Source organism: Macrococcus bovicus (genome assembly GCF_004359575.1).
Lineage (GTDB): Bacteria > Bacillota > Bacilli > Staphylococcales > Staphylococcaceae > Macrococcus > Macrococcus bovicus.
In genome coordinates this window covers 89,504-106,032 of record NZ_SCWF01000003.1, presented here as the reverse complement: position 1 = coordinate 106,032, position 16,529 = coordinate 89,504, and the positions used below count along the sequence as shown (strand labels likewise).

The 16,529-nt window shown below is 44.9% G+C and carries 19 protein-coding genes; 7 read left to right on the top strand and 12 right to left on the bottom strand.

Features of this window, described 5'->3' with window-relative positions; translation table 11 throughout:
* Positions 1-35: 35 nt before the first annotated feature.
* Both pabB and ERX55_RS04340 read right to left on the bottom strand, forming a co-directional pair.
* The gene (gene pabB, locus ERX55_RS04345; RefSeq protein WP_133451380.1) at positions 36-1,712 is read right to left on the bottom strand and encodes an aminodeoxychorismate synthase component I; all 1,677 of its coding nucleotides are present in this window, start codon (positions 1,710-1,712) and stop codon (positions 36-38) included.
* The gene (locus tag ERX55_RS04340) at positions 1,709-2,272 is read right to left on the bottom strand and encodes an anthranilate synthase component II (RefSeq protein ID WP_133451379.1); all 564 of its coding nucleotides are present in this window, start codon (positions 2,270-2,272) and stop codon (positions 1,709-1,711) included. The genes pabB and ERX55_RS04340 overlap by 4 nt, the downstream gene beginning before the upstream one ends.
* 164 nt (positions 2,273-2,436) lie before the next feature.
* Between ERX55_RS04340 and queC the strand changes: the two genes are divergently transcribed.
* The 5 genes from queC (at position 2,437) to ERX55_RS04315 (ending at position 5,065) form a co-directional block, all read left to right on the top strand.
* The gene (gene queC / locus ERX55_RS04335; protein WP_133451378.1) at positions 2,437-3,093 is read left to right on the top strand and encodes a 7-cyano-7-deazaguanine synthase QueC; all 657 of its coding nucleotides are present in this window, start codon (positions 2,437-2,439) and stop codon (positions 3,091-3,093) included.
* On the top strand, positions 3,090-3,503 hold the full coding sequence (queD, locus tag ERX55_RS04330) for a 6-carboxytetrahydropterin synthase QueD (RefSeq protein ID WP_133451377.1): 414 nt from the start codon (positions 3,090-3,092) through the stop codon (positions 3,501-3,503). Before queC ends, queD begins: the two co-directional genes overlap by 4 nt.
* Positions 3,500-4,207: a 7-carboxy-7-deazaguanine synthase QueE gene (gene queE, locus ERX55_RS04325; RefSeq protein WP_133451376.1), complete on the top strand. Its 708-nt coding sequence runs from the start codon at positions 3,500-3,502 to the stop codon at positions 4,205-4,207. Before queD ends, queE begins: the two co-directional genes overlap by 4 nt.
* Positions 4,208-4,309: 102 nt before the next feature.
* Entirely contained in the window at positions 4,310-4,564 is a 255-nt protein-coding gene (locus ERX55_RS04320; RefSeq protein ID WP_133430865.1) for a GlsB/YeaQ/YmgE family stress response membrane protein, read from the top strand.
* A gap of 48 nt (positions 4,565-4,612) precedes the next feature.
* Positions 4,613-5,065, top strand: a complete 453-nt coding sequence (locus ERX55_RS04315) for a DUF4385 domain-containing protein (RefSeq protein WP_133451375.1) — start codon at positions 4,613-4,615, stop codon at positions 5,063-5,065.
* Positions 5,066-5,119: 54 nt separating this feature from the next.
* Here the strand turns inward: ERX55_RS04315 and ERX55_RS04310 are convergent, their stop codons facing one another.
* Positions 5,120-5,839, bottom strand: a complete 720-nt coding sequence (locus ERX55_RS04310; protein WP_133451374.1) for a YwiC-like family protein — start codon at positions 5,837-5,839, stop codon at positions 5,120-5,122.
* A 120-nt stretch (positions 5,840-5,959) separates the two neighbouring features.
* Here ERX55_RS04310 and ERX55_RS04305 point away from each other — a divergent pair, with 120 nt between their 5' ends.
* On the top strand, positions 5,960-6,751 hold the full coding sequence (locus tag ERX55_RS04305) for a TIGR00266 family protein (RefSeq protein ID WP_133451373.1): 792 nt from the start codon (positions 5,960-5,962) through the stop codon (positions 6,749-6,751).
* Positions 6,752-7,117: 366 nt separating this feature from the next.
* Here the strand turns inward: ERX55_RS04305 and ERX55_RS04300 are convergent, their stop codons facing one another.
* The 8 genes from ERX55_RS04300 to ERX55_RS04265 all read right to left on the bottom strand — a co-directional run bounded on the left by ERX55_RS04300 (position 7,118) and on the right by ERX55_RS04265 (position 15,083).
* Positions 7,118-7,822: a pseudouridine synthase gene (locus ERX55_RS04300; RefSeq protein WP_133451372.1), complete on the bottom strand. Its 705-nt coding sequence runs from the start codon at positions 7,820-7,822 to the stop codon at positions 7,118-7,120.
* 37 nt (positions 7,823-7,859) lie between these two features.
* Positions 7,860-8,168 (bottom strand): DUF3817 domain-containing protein, encoded by a 309-nt coding sequence (locus tag ERX55_RS04295; RefSeq protein ID WP_133451371.1) that lies wholly within the window; start codon positions 8,166-8,168, stop codon positions 7,860-7,862.
* The gene (locus ERX55_RS04290) at positions 8,165-9,502 is read right to left on the bottom strand and encodes a hemolysin family protein (RefSeq protein ID WP_133451370.1); all 1,338 of its coding nucleotides are present in this window, start codon (positions 9,500-9,502) and stop codon (positions 8,165-8,167) included. The genes ERX55_RS04295 and ERX55_RS04290 overlap by 4 nt, the downstream gene beginning before the upstream one ends.
* 106 nt (positions 9,503-9,608) lie before the next feature.
* Positions 9,609-10,382 carry an alpha/beta fold hydrolase gene (locus tag ERX55_RS04285; protein WP_133451369.1) on the bottom strand — a complete coding sequence of 258 codons (774 nt, stop codon included), beginning with the start codon at positions 10,380-10,382 and terminating at the stop codon, positions 9,609-9,611.
* 112 nt (positions 10,383-10,494) lie between these two features.
* The gene (locus ERX55_RS04280) at positions 10,495-12,402 is read right to left on the bottom strand and encodes a PTS fructose transporter subunit IIABC (protein ID WP_133451368.1); all 1,908 of its coding nucleotides are present in this window, start codon (positions 12,400-12,402) and stop codon (positions 10,495-10,497) included.
* A 19-nt stretch (positions 12,403-12,421) separates the two neighbouring features.
* Entirely contained in the window at positions 12,422-13,324 is a 903-nt protein-coding gene (gene pfkB / locus ERX55_RS04275; RefSeq protein WP_133451367.1) for a 1-phosphofructokinase, read from the bottom strand.
* A gap of 1 nt (position 13,325) precedes the next feature.
* A complete protein-coding gene (locus ERX55_RS04270) occupies positions 13,326-14,060 on the bottom strand; it encodes a DeoR/GlpR family DNA-binding transcription regulator (protein ID WP_133451366.1) in 735 nt (244 codons plus the stop codon).
* A 123-nt stretch (positions 14,061-14,183) separates the two neighbouring features.
* A complete protein-coding gene (locus ERX55_RS04265) occupies positions 14,184-15,083 on the bottom strand; it encodes a CobW family GTP-binding protein (RefSeq protein ID WP_243721453.1) in 900 nt (299 codons plus the stop codon).
* A 133-nt stretch (positions 15,084-15,216) separates the two neighbouring features.
* Between ERX55_RS04265 and ERX55_RS04260 the strand changes: the two genes are divergently transcribed.
* Positions 15,217-15,657, top strand: coding sequence for a MarR family winged helix-turn-helix transcriptional regulator (locus tag ERX55_RS04260; RefSeq protein WP_133451364.1), 441 nt, complete (start codon positions 15,217-15,219; stop codon positions 15,655-15,657).
* Between the two features lie 18 nt (positions 15,658-15,675).
* On the opposite strand, the gene ERX55_RS04255 is transcribed toward ERX55_RS04260, so the two are convergent.
* Positions 15,676-16,521, bottom strand: a complete 846-nt coding sequence (locus tag ERX55_RS04255; RefSeq protein WP_133451363.1) for a DegV family protein — start codon at positions 16,519-16,521, stop codon at positions 15,676-15,678.
* Positions 16,522-16,529: the final 8 nt, after the last annotated feature.

Genomic DNA, 16,529 nt, shown 5'->3' with positions numbered 1-16,529 from the left:
CTCATAAGTTAATTGATTTAATTTTACGCTTTTATCTAGAACTTTGCCACGTTTTGTTGATAAAGTTCAACTTTCACCCATTCTCTAAGAGAGTTAATCATCCAGAGCTGGTCGACTGAATCAAGTTCATCTATATGCAGATCACGCCTTTTAATCCGGTTATCTGCAAGGAGTTCGGCCTGCATGCAGCCCGGCAGCTGGTCTTCTGACCGGGGCGTATATAAAGCACCGTCAAGCGCATAGACCAGATTGCCGATATTGAATTCTGTCAGATAATTATTCTCATTATAATATAAAGAAAGAAAACCGTCAGCTGACGTGTAATGATCTCGCTCTGAGGTTTTATGCTGCAGACGCTCTATAGGCACCTCTTTCATAGGCGTGAGCAGTGCCTGAGTAAAAGTCTGGGCTGGCAGCGGACGGTTCACTGCTGAGATATAGCCATCATAGACAGAAAGCCTGTAGCTGCCCGTTCCCTGACGACTGAATATATGCTGCAGAAGTTCGCGGTCAAAAGCAAAATTAAAATGTTCAAGGCTGTTTAAGAGTCTCCTATAGTGAAATTCACGCCGTCTGATGCCTGTCGGATCCAGGCGCATGGTCTCGATTAAATTAAAATCTGAATAGGGGGCCAGCTGCTTTAAAATATGAGTCTTCATGACCATTTCGTTGAATTCCGCTGTTTCATCAGAATCGATGGTGATGCCGCCGCCTACCCCATAAACGAGTTGGTTGTTTTTCTTTTCAATTGTCCGAATCGGGACATTGAAAACAGCCTGCTCCGGTGTCAGGATACCGATTGTTCCGCAGTATATCCCTCTTTCACTCTCGAGTTCATCTATGATGGTCATCGTGCTGATTTTCGGGGCCCCTGTAATCGAGCCGCAGGGAAACAGCGCCTTGAGCACATCAAAAAGGGTATGAACGGGCTTAATGACTGCTTCTACTGTAGACGTCATCTGATAGACTGTCGGATAAGCTTCGATGTCAAAAAGAGCGGGCACCTGCACAGAATTTCTCATCGCAATGCGGCTTAAATCATTGCGCAATAAATCAACTATCATCACATTCTCTGCCCGGTCCTTTTCGGAAGACTGAAGCTGCTCGAAATTCTTTCTATCTTGCTCAGGATCCGGGTGCCGTGCGAGAGTACCTTTCATTGGCTTAGTCTGAATGACACGTGACGCCCGGTCGTATTTAAAGAACAGTTCCGGCGATATACTGATGATGGCATGGTCGCCTTCTTCAATAAAAGCACAGTAGCCGCCGTTACTCATTTCCGTCAGTTTCAGATAGAGGGCATAGGCATCCACATCAGCTGCAGCCTTTAGGCGGGTCGTATAGTTGACCTGATAAGTATCTCCGAGCTTTATCCGTTCTTTGATCTCACGGATATGGTCTTCTATCATTTCTTTTGTCTCTGTAAAGGCGAATTTGACCGGCTGTTCGAGCACGGCCTTCTCAAACGGGGCAACCGGCTCGTTGAACACATAGAATTTCGCATAGCAGTCTGCTTCTTTAACCGCCATTAACGGGGAAAATGCTCCCGCTGCTTCATAGTTCAGATAGCCGACGACATAATGCGTCCTGCTCCACTCCTCCGCTGCGTCAATAACGCTCTTCACGTCATCCAGCGTGTGAGCGGTAAGTATCTGAAGCGGATCTTCAAAATATAAAGTCCCAAATTCCTTGAACTGTATGCATGCTCTCATTCTCTGCACATCCTAATAAATTGTTTTAACTGTTCATGACCCCGTTCTGTCAGCACCGATTCAGGGTGATACTGCACCCCTTCAACTAAAAACTCATGATGTCTGATTCCCATGATGATACCATCAGACGTGCTGGCTGTCACCATCAAGGATGCCGGCAGACTGACCGCGCGCAGCGAATGATAGCGCGCTACTTTCAGCGGCGTCGGCAGACCGGTGTACAGTCCTCTGCCATCATGATTGATGTCAGCGCTATGACCGTGAACTGGCTGTCCTTTATCGACCTTACCGCCGAAAGCTGTCACAATTGCCTGAAACCCGAGACATATCCCCAGCAGAGGAATGCTGCCGGCAAAAGTTCTGATCACTTCGAGTGTCAATGAAGCATCTTCCGGATGACCGGGACCCGGCGATAGCAGAATCCCTTCCGGCTGCATATCAGCTATCTCAGCAATCGTGATTTCATGCGGCTGACGTACCATGATCTCCTCGTCTATACCTTCGATATAATGGACGATATTATAAGTAAATGAGTCATAATTATCTATCATTAAAAACATGCTTTCACTCCGGTGCTCAAAATTTATCTCTTTTAGTATAGCTTTTTTTCTGCTACAATGAGTAACGAATTGAATAAGAGGTTCCTAGCGTACACCCTCTATAAAAAACTAGTCAGACATCTTGCTAGGGAAAGATGTCTTTTTTTATTGAAAAGGTGGAAATAATGAAATTAAACAATGATAAAGCCCTCGTCGTCTTCAGTGGGGGACAGGATAGTACGACCTGCATGTTCCATGCACTGAAACATTATCAGGAAGTCGAACTCGTCACTTTCAGCTATGGCCAGCGTCATGCGCTTGAAATAGAAGTCGCGACAAATATAGCCGCAGAACAAGGGCTGAAGCATCATGTGCTGGATATGTCCCTTCTCTCTCAGCTGTCACCTAACGCGTTAACAGACCATTCCATGGCTATAGAAGACGGCGACATTCCCAATACGTTCGTGCCGGCGCGCAATCTTCTTTTTATGAGTTTCGCTGCTGCCCTGGCCTATCAGATCGGTGCGAAACATATTATAACCGGTGTATGTGAAACCGACTTCTCAGGCTATCCAGACTGCCGAGATATCTTCATCAAGTCTCTGAACGTCACCGTGAACCTGGCCATGGATGAAGACTTCGTCATCCATACGCCGCTTATGTGGCTGGATAAGAAGGAAACGTGGCAGCTGGCAGATGAACTCGGTCAGCTGGATTATGTGCGATTTAAGACGCTGACATGTTACGAAGGCATCATGGCTGATGGCTGCGGAGAATGTCCAAGCTGTCAATTAAGAAAGGCGGGGCTAGAAGCCTATCTCGCAGAAAGAGGGACAAAATGATCGGTCAAATCTATCCGCAAGTTACCCACTCCTACCGTTTTGAACTGAATAAAGATATGAATTTCTCAAGCGCTCATTACATTCCTGACGCACGTGCAGGGGCCTGTGCACGTATACATGGTCATACTTACTTTCTGAATCTGACGATAGCCGGCAATGAGCTTGATGACCTCGGCTTTCTGGTCAATTTCAGCGAGTTAAAAAAACTGATACACGCCCGCTTTGACCATCAGCTTCTGAACGAACTGCCTGAAGTCGAGGGTCTGATCCCTTCCACTGAGAAGATGGCTGAACTCATCTATACGATTGTTCAAGCCTATCTGGACGGACTGGATAATCAGCCGATATGCCTGCAAGTTTTTCTTCGTGAAACACCGACAAGCTATGTCGTCTACCGAGGTGCCCTATGATACCGGTCATGGAGATATTCGGCCCTACGATACAAGGTGAGGGCAAGGTCATCGGTCGCAAAACGATGTTTGTCAGAACAGCCGGCTGTGATTTCCGCTGCAGCTGGTGTGATTCAAAGTTCACATGGGACGGTTCAATGAAGGAAGCCATCAGAATGATGACAGCTGAAGCCATTTATGCAGAGCTAAGAGAAATTGGAGGCCCGTCATTCAATCATGTGACCATCTCAGGCGGTAATCCGGCTCTTATTAAGGCTATCGGGACATTGGTTGATTTACTGCATGCTGAAGGCTGTGAGGTTGCGCTTGAAACACAAGGCTCTAAGTTCCAGACATGGATGCGGGACATTGACCAGCTGACCCTCAGTCCGAAACCGCCGTCATCAAATATGCAGCAGAATCTCACCCTTCTCGATGAGGACATCAGTCAGCTGGATCCATCTAAAATCAACTTGAAGGTCGTTGTTTTCGACGAGGCTGACTACCAGTTCGCCAAGCAGATTCATCACCGCTATTTAGGTCTGCCTTTTTATATACAGGTAGGTAACCCGTATCTTGAAGACGATGTAAATGACCATACTGCTAAGCTGTTAGAACGTTACGAAGAACTGATTGCCCGTGTCATGCAGGACGCTGAGATGAACAACGTCTATGTGACCCCTCAGCTGCATACGTTGCTATGGAGCAACAGAAAAGGGGTATAAGTTTTAGCTTTTTATGTTTGCGGGTTAAACGCCTGGGTATATATAAATCATAAGAGATAAATGTCTTATTATTCTTATTTTTCTTAACAGGAGGACACACATATGGGCTTTATTTTAATGTTAATCATGGGTGGTCTTATCGGCTGGGTAGCAGGTATGATCATGGGTACTGATATTCCAGGCGGAAAAATCGGTAATATCATCGCAGGTTTACTGGGTGCATCTATCGGTGGATCATTACTTGGACACTGGGGACCAGAAATCTGGGGCGTTTACATCTTACCAGCATTAGTAGGTACTATCCTGTTAATCGCTATCGTTTCAATCGTACTTGGTATGATGCACAAACGTCGTTAATTTTTAAAGAGCCTTCCAAGGCTCTTTTTTTATTAGGGGGAATTTGCAGTGAAGGAATTCAATTATGATCAGGATTTTGAGACGCTTGATTTCAGAGCGCATCCTGAGCTGTATCAAGTCGGCCGCGGGGAGCAGGGCGTATTATTAGTTCAGCCCTATAAAGGAGAAATTCTGCCTCACTGGCGATTTAAGACGCCTGAAATCGCTAGAGAATCAGCCGAGACCATATATGGACTCTATCAGGATTATAAGAAAGAGAACGATTTTGTCGGCATGGACATGGCCCGTAAGTTCATCCAGATGGGCTATACCCGTGCTATGCGTTACGCCCACCATAAAAGCGGCAGGAAATATGCAGAGAATGGTTCTGTCTATCTGAATGATGAGGCACCGGAAAAAAGAGAATCTGCCCTTATTTTCAAAGAATACTGGGATATCATTCGTGAAGACAAAGAATACCTGAAGATGAAAAAAGAGCATCGAGAAAAATATGAAAAATGACGACCAGATGGTCGTCATTTTTTATATTTCAATCAGGATAGCCCACTGAATTCTTCACTTCAGAAAATACAGCCCGACCATTAAAGTGACGAAGCAAGCATTCGCTATCTCCACCAGCCCTATCTTCATCGGCTTATAATTCTTGCCGTAGAACATAACCGCTCTCATCAGACTAGGTATGACAGCCATTCCAATTAAAATATGACATAAAAAGCCCGCAACCACCAGCAGTAAATGATAACTATAGGACAGCCATTTATATTTCTTATTTCTTTTTTCTCGGATCATAGTCTTAACGTAAAGAATCGTACCGACAAAGTATAAAAAGCTGAAAATAAACACTTTAACCATTTCACCATCAAAGACCTCGCGTCCGATAAAATAACTGATACAACCGGCTATTGAAAAAATGGTAACCGCGCTCAGATCATTTAATACATTTCTTTCATCCCGGATACTGGCGAAGTAAATATTAAGCCCGCCAAAAGATATCATCATCCCGAAGAAGAACAGTAAGGCCGGCTGGTGTATAACCAGCAGCAGTAGACATAATACTGCCAGCCCGCCAAACATACCCGCTGACAACAGATAGCCTTTATCTTTTTTACGTTTTTTGATGTAAAACAGTAGATTATCAACCGCAAAGAACACTAAAAACCAGCCTGTTATAAATAATAAGTGATACAAGCTGAAGACGCCGGCAAAAATACCGAATAAAAAAGGCATGATCAGCATCGCCCATACCCCATGCTGATTTGGCTTCTTAAACTTCATAGGCTTCACCTCAAGCTCATTATACTAAAGATGTATTTATAATATTTCTTTGATTATTAACAACTTTGTGGCGGTTCAGCATCCAAATCGTTATACTGGAGAAAAAAGGGAGAGAGCAGCATGAATAACCACGAAATAGATTATAAAATTTACGGTGATGATATCCAGTATGTAGAGATAGAACTTGATCCGAATGAAACAGTCATCTCTGAAGCGGGCAGTATGATGATGGTCAATCCTAACATTGAACTGGCCACTATTTTCGGTGATGGCGCCAAGCAAGGCGGCTTTATGGATAAGCTCTTCTCGGCTGGTAAACGTACTTTAACCGGTGAGAGCCTTTTTATGACGACTTTCACCAATCGCTGTCATCAGAAAGAACATGTCTATTTAGCAGCCCCTTATCCCGGCAAGATTATCCCGCTTGACCTGAACCGGTTAAATGGTGAGTTCATCTGTCAGAAGGATGCCTTTTTAGCTGCTGCCAAGGGTGTATCCATTGATATTGCATTCCAGAAAAAGCTCGGCGTCGGGTTCTTCGGTGGTGAAGGGTTTATTATGCAGCGTCTGACGGGTGATGGCATGGCCTTTATTCATGCAGGAGGCGCTATCGTTGAACGCCATCTGCAACCTGGTGAAGTGCTGCAGATTGATACAGGCTGCCTTGTCGGCATGACATCAAGCGTTCAATACGATATCGAACCGATTCCAGGTATCAAAACAAAAATGTTCGGTGGTGAAGGTCTATGGTTCGCCCGTGTCCAAGGGCCGGGAACCGTATTTATCCAATCTTTACCGTTCTCGCGTCTGGCAAGCCGCGTCTTTGCTGCAGCGCCTGCATCAGGGAAAAGTTCAAGCTACGGTGAAGGCAGCCCACTCGGTGGCCTGTTCGACATGCTTGGTGGCGAATAATAAAGCGATTACCGTCTATTAAATATATAGAAATGATAACAGCGATAAAATCTGATTCAATCAGAATTTATCGCTGTTTTTTTCATGGTATAAAGAGGCTTTTCATATGGTGAGTATCGTCCCGCTAACTGCTTCTGCGGGACTTTACGCAGCACTCATCCACTCACAACGGTGAGTATCGTCCCGCTAACTGCTTCTGCGGGACTTTACGCAGTGTCCATCCACTCATAGCGGTGAGTATCGTCCCGCAAACTGCTTCTGCGGGACTTTACGCAGCACTCATCCACTCACAACGGTGAGTATCGTCCCGCTAACTGCTTCTGCGGGACTTTACGCAGCACTCATCCACTCATCTAAAGAATCTTATTATCTTTTAGGTTGATAGTCCAGCTGCCTGAAGAGTTCGTCTTTCTCCTGCTGCGATAAATCTTTCCACTGCCCCAGTTTCAGGTCATCGACAAGTATATTCATCACTCGTACACGGCGCAACTGTCTCACTTCATAGCCAAGCGCTTCACACATCCGTCTGATCTGACGGTTAAGCCCCTGCATCAGAATAATATTAAAGGTCCGGTCATTGATCTTTCTGACCTTAGCCGGTAAGGTGGTAGTCCCAAGGATATCGACGCCCGCTGCCATCTGTTCGATAAACTCATCAGTGATTTTCTTATCGACAGACACGACATATTCCTTCTCGTGTTTATTTTCCACACGCAGGATCTCATTGACGATATCTCCGTCATTCGTCAGTAAGATCAAGCCTTCCGAATCTTTATCTAAGCGTCCGATATGAAAAATGCGCTCCTGATGGCCCACGAAATCCACGATATTCCCTTTAATATGCCGTTCGGTCGTCGAGGTGATGCCTCGCGGTTTATTCAGTTTCAGATAAACATAACTCTTCTCCAGGGTAACCGGCCGGCCATCGACAGTGACGATGTCTCCCTCTTCTACTTGACTCCCAAGTTCAGCCAGCTCTCCATTAATTTTCACACGACCGGCATCTATATATTTATCTGCACCGCGTCTAGAAGTAATACCTGATTCTGATAGATATTTATTGATTCTCATCGCTTAACCTCCAAAAAAAGAGAGACCTTCGTCTCTCTTATTCGTTTCTATAATATAAAGTCCGTTTATAGTAATGATCAAATACAAATGTACCGAATGGCAGAAAGGCCGCAATAACAGCGCCTGCGATCCATTTAAAGTGCCATTTAAGCTTAAAAGTCAGCCACAGCACCAGAATAATATAGATGGTGAAGAGGAATCCATGCACGGAACCGAAGACCATCACCACTTCCGGCTTCCCTGCCCAGTATTTCAGAGGCATCGCTATAAAGAACAGGATTAAGAGCGAGCCCCCTTCCAGATAACTGAAAAAACGAAACAAACTATTTAATGTCGAACGGTTCATGCTTCGCTCTCACCATTTTCTTCTTCTCGCGATGCATTGAAGTCCTTATGCAACGCCACTGATTTAATCTGATGATTCTCTGCATCCAGGACGACCCATTTGTCGAAGTACGTATCTACATAGTCATCTTTATCGATATCAGGATTCTGGGCCTGCATCCAGCCTCCGATCGTATCGATATCATCTGATTCTTCGAAGGTGATCCCGAACTGCTCTTCAATATCTGCTAATAAAACCCGGCCGTTAATCTGATAGGTAGCTTCACTTGTCTTGATGATATCGTTGACTTCATCATCATCGAATTCATCACGAATTTCACCGACGATTTCCTCCAGTATATCTTCCATCGTCAGAATACCCGCTGTACCGCCGTATTCATCAATAACCAGAGCCATATGGACACGTTCACGCTGCATCTTGATTAAGGCATCACTGATCCGAGTGACCTCGTGAATCAGCGGCAGTTCATGTACATGTTCTTTAATACGGACAGGATCACCTGATGCATATTTGGTCAGGAATTCTTTGACATTGATAAAACCGACAATATGGTCCTTATCACCGTCTTCTGTAATCGGATAGCGAGTAAACTGATGCTCATTGACCACTTCAAGCAGCTCCGAAATATCAAACGGCTGCGTCAATGAAATCATCTGGGTCCGTGGTACCATGATATCCTTTGCCAGACGTTCATCAAATGAAAAGATGTTCTGCATGTAAGCCAGTTCAGTCCGATTGATTTCACCGCTCTGGTAACTTTGCGTCATAATGATCTTCAGCTCATCTTCACTCATCGCCTGCTCGTGCCCGGCAGGCTGAACCCCTACCATTCTCAGAATAGTACGCGCCGTTCCATTCATCGCCCAGATCAACGGCTTCATCAGAATGCCGAAATAATACAGCGGTCTAGCGAATATTAAGGTCATGCGCTCCGCGTATTGAATTGCCAGCGACTTAGGTGCTAATTCGCCTAGCACCACATGCAGAAAGGTGACAATCAGGAAACTCAGTGCAATCGAAATCGGCTTTGCGAGTTCTACTGGAATATGCAGAAGTTCTAATCCCGGATGAATAACTGCTTCAAAAGTCGATTCACCAATCCAGCCGAGTCCAAGTGCAGTAACAGTAATACCTAACTGACAGGCAGACAGATAGTAATCCAGTTCATGAACCATGTGCTGGACTATCTTGGCAGCTTTGTTGCCTTCAGATACGAGTTGCTCAATACGGGAAAGTCTGACTTTAACTAAACTGAATTCAGATCCTACGAACAGGGCAGTCATTAAGATTAAAAATGCAAATATGAAAAGCTTGATAATGGTCTCTATGTCCAATTAATTCCCTAGAATTAGGGATTCACCTCCGGAAAATTTTGTGACTGTCTGAAACGACAGCCACTTGTCATAATAGTCTTATTCTAACATATTTTATGTCGCAGCGTTACGCATGCGACATAATGAATCGTTTTGAAATGTCATTGAAAATATCAGGCTGATCGATATTACAGACATGGCCACAGTTTTCAATGATTTCTACTTTGAAGTTACTATTCTCTTCGGCCACTTTTTTGACAGGCGGAATAAATAAATAGTCTTCAGACCCCATAATAAAGATGGTCGGAATTTTTTTAGTGGAGACCTGCAGATGGCTCAGGTAAGGATTGATCAGCTTGGTCAGACTGAACCATTTAATAAACTGCTTCTGACTCATCTTCTTAGCTTCGTTGACAAAAGCGAGTCTGGATTCCTCATGCGCTTTTCTCGGCATAATGATGTACGCAAACAATTTATAAAGGAGCATAAACGGGATGATACGCTTGATTGTTCGACCCAACCAGAGTAAAAGCTTTGTGCGGATATCAAGAGCGATAATAGCCCCACCTAAAACGAGTGACTGTACGCGCTCTGGATAACGGTCGGCTAAAGACTGAGACACAATCGTACCGAGACTCATACCGATGACATGTGTTTTCTCAATTCCGAGGTGATCACAAACTTCTATCACTTCGGCTGCCAGATGCCCGAAAGTGTCTCCTTTTTTCCACTTGTCTTCTTGAGATTTACCGTGCCCGCGTAAATCCACGAGCAAGATATTAAAATCTTTTCTGAAATACCTGATCTGTTTAAACCAGATGGCCGAACTGCCGCCTGCACCATGAATAAAGGTGATCCAGGGCGCCTCCTTATCTTTAATGTATGTTTTGTAATATAACATGGGCTCATCCTTCTCTACTAGGTTAACTATAATGTTATAAAATTTACCCCTTTATTACAATATATAACGTCAGTTATTAAAAAACATCCGACGTAGGTCGGATGCTTAGTGTTTATTCCATTGCTATTTCAGCCTGCCGTTCTTCTTCAGTGAGTTTCGGTTTAATAAAGCCGTAGATTAATGCTGACACTATTGTACCGATTGCGAGAGCAAGTAAGAACATCGGCCAGTGAGTTTTGTCGAGCCATATCACGAACATACCACCATGGGGTGCAGGGACCCGGCAGCCAAATGCCATAGCTAAAGCCCCTGCTGTCGCGCTACCTGCTATCATTGACGGAATGACACGAAGCGGATCTGCCGCTGCAAATGGAATCGCACCTTCCGTGATGAATGATGCCCCCATTACAGCATTCGAGACAGTCGATCCACGCTGAACTTTTGTGAATTTACGTCTGAAGATAATCATCGCAAGTGCAATGGCAAGCGGCGGTACCATGCCGCCAATCATTGCCGCAGTAATCGGCGCATAGTTACCTGCGTCAATCGCTGCAAGGCCAAATGCGTAGGCTGCTTTATTGAATGGCCCACCCATATCGATGGCCATCATTCCTCCCAGCACGAGACCGAGCAGGATAATATTTGTACCATTCATATTGTTCAATGTTGTTGTCAGTAAATCATTCAGCCATTTCGCCGGCGGATTGATTAAATAGTACATAATCAAACCCGTCAGACCCACCCCTAGCACGGGATAGAGCAAGGTCGGTTTAATTCCTTCAAGAGCTGGTGGTAGAACACTGAACAGCGCTTTCAGCCCTTTCACTAAGTAGCCGGCCAGGAAACCTGCGATGAGACCTCCCAAGAAACCTGAGCCCCCTTGTACAGCCATCAGACCCCCTACCATACCTGGTGCAAGAGCTGGACGGTCAGCAATACTGAGAGCGATGAAACCAGCTAGAATCGGAATCATCAGGCCGAATGCACCTTTACCACCACCGATTGTATTTAATGCTGCAGCAAATTCGTTATATTGTGCGTTAGTAGGGTCTGATGACTTAATCCCCCAGAAGAAACTAAGCGCAATCAATATTCCCCCGGCAATAACGAAGGGCAGCATATTGGATACACCACTCATCAGGTGCTTATAGAATCCTTTTTTCTCACCTGAGTCTGTTGTACGTGCTTTATTGGAAGCGGCAAATTTTGGCCGTGAATCATCCTGGGCCATATTGATCAGTTCTTCCGGACGTTTGATACCATCTGCCACTGGCACCATGACTACGTTTTTCCCATCAAAACGCGCTGTATCGACATTGACATCTGCCGCAACGATAATCCCTTTCGCGCGTCTGATTTCATCCTCAGTCAGCTTGTTTTTCACACCACCGGAGCCATTCGTCTCCACTTTAATCGGCACACCCATTTTCGCTGCTTTATTCTTCAAAGAATCCGCCGCCATATAAGTATGCGCAATACCTGTCGGACAAGCTGTGACCGCAAGAATCAGGTTATCATCAGCAGCTGGAGCTGGCGTCGCAACCACTTCCTCAACTTCTGCTGCGCTTTCATCATTCTGATCGATAATAGCAAGTACTTCTTCTTTAGAATTAGCGTTCAGTAACTGTGCTCTTACTTCTTCATTCATCAGAATACCGGACAATTTAGCCAAGGCATCCAGATGGGTCTGTGCACCGCCTGCCGGTGCGGCAATCATAAAGAAAAGATGAGCCGGCGTTCCGTCCAGTGATTCATAATCAACGCCCGGCTTTGATTTACCGAAAGCAATCGCTGGTATCTTCACCGCATCTGTCTTCGCATGTGGAATCGCGATGCCTTCTCCTATTCCTGTCGTACTCTGTGCTTCACGGGCATGGATGGCTTCACGGTATGCCTCTTTGTCGTTCAGTTTTCCTGCCTGCCATAATGTTTCCACAAGCTCATCGATCACTGTATTCTTAGTAGAAGCATTTAAATCCATCGCAATAGTTGACTGTGTCAGCAGTTCTGTAATTCTCATTGATTTACCCTCCTTATAATTAGACGATTGTCAATTTAATATCCGATAAGACATGTGCTATTTGTTCTTGTGTGGCCAGATCCTCTGTAAATGCAGTCGCTGTCCCTGAGGCCACTGCCAGTTTAAAGCTCTCTTCGATAGAAAGTCCTTGTGTCATACCCGCAATCATGCCTGCCACAGTAGAGTCTCCTGACCCTACCGTATTGACTACATGACCGCTAGGTACTTCTGCCTGATAGACCAGTGATTCACTTACATAGAGTGCGCCCTCACCGCCAAGTGAGACCATCACATTTTTGGCCCCCTTCTTGATGAGTTCTCTTGCGCAATCTATTATTTCATCGACAGTCTCAAGCTTCCTCTCAAAAATCTGCTCAAGTTCAGCTTTATTCGGTTTGATGAATTCAGGCTGACTGTCGAGCACGGATAACAGCAAGTCTTTCTCTGCATCTACCACAATTTTCCCGGGACATAACTGGGCAATCCGGCTATAGATATCTGCATCTACAGAAGACGGGATACTGCCGGCGAGTACGAGCGTGTCGTCAGGAGACAGCCTTTGAATCTGCTGGAGCAGCTGTTCTGTCTGTTCGCGTGTGACGGACGGCCCTGGGGCATTGATCTCTGTTTCAGCCATGCCTTTTAATTTAATATTGATTCTCGTATCTTCTGCCACTTCAATGAAGTCAGTCATGATGCGGTCTTCTTGTAAACTGTTTTTAATAAAATCTCCGGGAAATCCGCCTGTAAAGCCGAGTGCTGTCGATTCTACGCCGTGGGACTTCAGAACACGTGAGACATTGATACCTTTACCTCCTGCGAACTTGTAAGTCTGACTGGCTCTATTTAATTCTCCGATTTTCATCGTGTCAGTGAATACGATGTAATCCACTGATGGATTTAAAGTCACTGTGTAGATCATGCTACCCCACCTTTATATATTTAGCATATTGCTTGATGTAAGAATGATTATGGTTTGTAATGATACTGCCTTCGCTGAGCGGCACTATCGTCGCAAATGTCACATGATCAAACTTCGATTCGTCAGCCAGATAATAGCTCTGTCTGCTCTGTCTGATGGCCAGTCGCTTGATGGCCGCTTCTTCCGGGTCAGGCGTTGTAAATCCATTATCAGCATCCACCCCGTTCACGCCGATGAAAGCCATGCTGAAGTTAAATGTCCTCAGCATCTCCTCAGCAGCACAGCCGACGTTAGCCATCGTATTAGGCTTGACCAAGCCACCAATCATCAACGCCCTGATCCCCCGCTCAATGAGTGCCATCACATGGGTCACACTATTTGTCACGACTGTCAGATCGCGCTGAGTGAGATAGGGAATCATTGCGAGTGTTGAGCTCCCTGCATCCAGGTAGATGCAGGAACCGTCTTTTATCAGTGCAGCTGCCTGTTTCGCTATTCCGTCTTTCTCACGGACGAATCTTGTTGTTTTGATATTGAGCTCTGTGTCGTGCTGATCTGATATCTGTTTGGCACCACCATGGACTCGGATTAACTGACCCTTCTCTTCCAGTGCAGATAAGTCACGCCTTATAGTAGATTCACTGCTGCCTATCGTCTCTGTCAGTTGCTGCAGTGTGACAATGTCATATTGACTGAGCATGTCACAGATCATTTCATGACGTTTTTCAGTAAGCATTCTCTGACCCCCTTATCACAATTTCAGTATAATGTTACCGTTTACAAAAATCAATCAAAAACTATCAAAACCAATCAAAAACTTTCAAATTCACGCACGAAAAAAGACAATCCTCTGATTGTCTTAACTGAATTGCAGCTGGTCCAGCTGGTCCAGCATCTTATTTTTATCCAGCTGTTCGCCGATGACCACCAGCTTAAGGGGCAGGTTCATCTCTTCAGGCTCATATTGCGGGATACCATAGGAATATTGGAACAGAACCACCTGGCCAGGATTCTCTCTGAACTTGAGGTAACCTTTGATTCTGAGTACGCTTTCCGGCAACGATCTGAGCCAGCTGACGAATCTGCGACTATCTATCGGCGCAGTAAACGTATAGACCATGGACTGGATACCATGATGGTGATGTTGGTGGATGCCAGGTCTCACCCCTTCTCCTGCAAATACTGTGTCCGGGACTTCAGAGTAGGAAGTCACGAAGACCTCACCCGCGGGATTCAATGATTCAACCTGTTCAGTAACTGAACGGATATCGTCAGCACTCATTAAATCTTTCTTATTGATGATGACACTGTGTGCATAGCGCACCTGCTCCTCCATCAGGTGGACAGTCGTGACACTATACTGGGCACGGTCAAGAAACCGCGGCCCATCAACTAAGGTCAATATGGACTGTATCTGAATGAACGACGTCAAAGAAGGCGCAAGACATGCCTCATAGATTTCAACGGGATGCGCTACCCCGGTTGCTTCAATAATGATGATGTCCGGCTGATGACGATGTCTGATATCATGCAGCTGAACCTCAACATCACTTTTCAGGTCACAACAGATACAACCGTTCAGCAGTTCGTTCATCGGTGTTTTGTCACCTAGTATAGTAGAATCTACATTAAACTGTCCGAGTTCATTCATAAGAATGGCTACTTTCTGGTCGTGCCATTGTGTCAGCATCTGTTTCAGCAGTGTTGTTTTACCGCTGCCTAGAAAACCACTTATAATATAGAGTTTAATTTTACCCATAAAATCCTCCCACATACAGTTTTTAATCACATTTACATGTTATTCAAATATTATTGCCTTGAATTAGCCACGTTTTTATAATAAGGTTAGTAAGTATTATACAACTCAGAATATATTTAAGGCGGGGAATTCAATGTCCGATAATTTCAAGCTCGACAAACAGCTGTGTTTCAGTCTCTACAACGCACAGCGTAAGATGAATCGCTTCTATACTAATCAAGTATTTAAACAATATAATCTTACTTATCCGCAGTACCTCGTTCTCTCCATACTCTGGCAGATGTCACCGGTTAATGTCAAGACACTCGTTGAGGCACTGGCACTTGATACAGGTACTATCTCTCCTCTTCTCAAGCGTATGGAAGCGAATGACCTCATCGTTCGCAAGCGTTCCGAACTTGATCAGCGGGAGGTATTCGTTCATCTCACCGATAAAAGCCGGGAACTTCAGGAACCGCTCCAGAACTGTACCGACGTTTTATTGGAGAAGGATATTCTTTCAGATCAGGAAATCGACGAGCTGAAAGAATTGCTGGATAAGATGGTTCATAATATGAATAATAAAATAACCTGAGCATGTGCTCAGGTTATTTTAATTTTTAAGCCAGCCCACTGATACTGTACCATATCCTGTATGGACACTGGCGACTGCCACCATATAATCCTCGTGAATAATGAGGTCCGGATAATCCTGTTGTAATCGTTCTACATACTTCTGTGCCTCTTCTTTATCTCCGGAATTCAGTACACAGATTTCCTTGATATTATCATTTTCAATCGCATCTTCCACTATTTCTATCATTCGGTCAAATACTTTTTTCCGCGTTCTGACTTTTTCGTAAGGAATGATCTTACCTTCTTCCAGACTTAGAATCAGCTGGATACTGAGGAGACCTGCCAGGAAACTTTGTGAGGCAGTGAGCCGGCCACTTCTTCTGACCTGCTGCAGATTTTTAGGCTGCAGGTAAAGCACAGAGTCGTTCACTCGTTGCTTAATATGACTCACCGCTGTGTCGAAGGATTCTCCGTTTTCAGTCAGTGCCATCCCTTCAAGAACCATTTTCTTATAAGGATAAGAACCCGTACGTGAATCAATAACCGCTGACTTTATCTCGACTTCACTGCTCGCAGTGAGAGAATTCTGATAGGACCCTGTTAATTCGCTCGTCGGATGAACAGCGATCACAGCATCGTACCCATCTTCTTTGATTTTGTGATACGTATTCAGCATCGCCTGAAAATTCGGCTGAGAAGATTTTGCCCCTTCACCATATTGCTGCAGCAGTTGATAAAACTCCTCTGTTGACAGATTGACCTGATCGATATAGCTGTGACCGTTTAAGATCAGGCCCATCGGCACGACATATAGATCATGTTCTGCAATTTCTTCCTTCGTAAATCCCGCCGCCGTATCGACTAACCATGCTATTTTTGTCATGTTGTCCT

What these genes read in the sequence shown, in the direction of transcription:
- pabB (WP_133451380.1), bottom strand. Translation starts at nt 1,712, where the DNA reads ATGAGAGCATGCATACAGTTCAAGGAATTTGGGACTTTATATTTTGAA.
- ERX55_RS04340 (WP_133451379.1), bottom strand. Translation starts at nt 2,272, where the DNA reads ATGTTTTTAATGATAGATAATTATGACTCATTTACTTATAATATCGTC.
- queC (WP_133451378.1), top strand. Translation starts at nt 2,437, where the DNA reads ATGAAATTAAACAATGATAAAGCCCTCGTCGTCTTCAGTGGGGGACAG.
- queD (WP_133451377.1), top strand. Translation starts at nt 3,090, where the DNA reads ATGATCGGTCAAATCTATCCGCAAGTTACCCACTCCTACCGTTTTGAA.
- queE (WP_133451376.1), top strand. Translation starts at nt 3,500, where the DNA reads ATGATACCGGTCATGGAGATATTCGGCCCTACGATACAAGGTGAGGGC.
- ERX55_RS04320 (WP_133430865.1), top strand. Translation starts at nt 4,310, where the DNA reads ATGGGCTTTATTTTAATGTTAATCATGGGTGGTCTTATCGGCTGGGTA.
- ERX55_RS04310 (WP_133451374.1), bottom strand. Translation starts at nt 5,839, where the DNA reads ATGAAGTTTAAGAAGCCAAATCAGCATGGGGTATGGGCGATGCTGATC.
- ERX55_RS04305 (WP_133451373.1), top strand. Translation starts at nt 5,960, where the DNA reads ATGAATAACCACGAAATAGATTATAAAATTTACGGTGATGATATCCAG.
- ERX55_RS04300 (WP_133451372.1), bottom strand. Translation starts at nt 7,822, where the DNA reads ATGAGAATCAATAAATATCTATCAGAATCAGGTATTACTTCTAGACGC.
- ERX55_RS04295 (WP_133451371.1), bottom strand. Translation starts at nt 8,168, where the DNA reads ATGAACCGTTCGACATTAAATAGTTTGTTTCGTTTTTTCAGTTATCTG.
- ERX55_RS04285 (WP_133451369.1), bottom strand. Translation starts at nt 10,382, where the DNA reads ATGTTATATTACAAAACATACATTAAAGATAAGGAGGCGCCCTGGATC.
- ERX55_RS04280 (WP_133451368.1), bottom strand. Translation starts at nt 12,402, where the DNA reads ATGAGAATTACAGAACTGCTGACACAGTCAACTATTGCGATGGATTTA.
- pfkB (WP_133451367.1), bottom strand. Translation starts at nt 13,324, where the DNA reads ATGATCTACACAGTGACTTTAAATCCATCAGTGGATTACATCGTATTC.
- ERX55_RS04270 (WP_133451366.1), bottom strand. Translation starts at nt 14,060, where the DNA reads ATGCTTACTGAAAAACGTCATGAAATGATCTGTGACATGCTCAGTCAA.
- ERX55_RS04265 (WP_243721453.1), bottom strand. Translation starts at nt 15,083, where the DNA reads ATGGGTAAAATTAAACTCTATATTATAAGTGGTTTTCTAGGCAGCGGT.
- ERX55_RS04260 (WP_133451364.1), top strand. Translation starts at nt 15,217, where the DNA reads ATGTCCGATAATTTCAAGCTCGACAAACAGCTGTGTTTCAGTCTCTAC.
- ERX55_RS04255 (WP_133451363.1), bottom strand. Translation starts at nt 16,521, where the DNA reads ATGACAAAAATAGCATGGTTAGTCGATACGGCGGCGGGATTTACGAAG.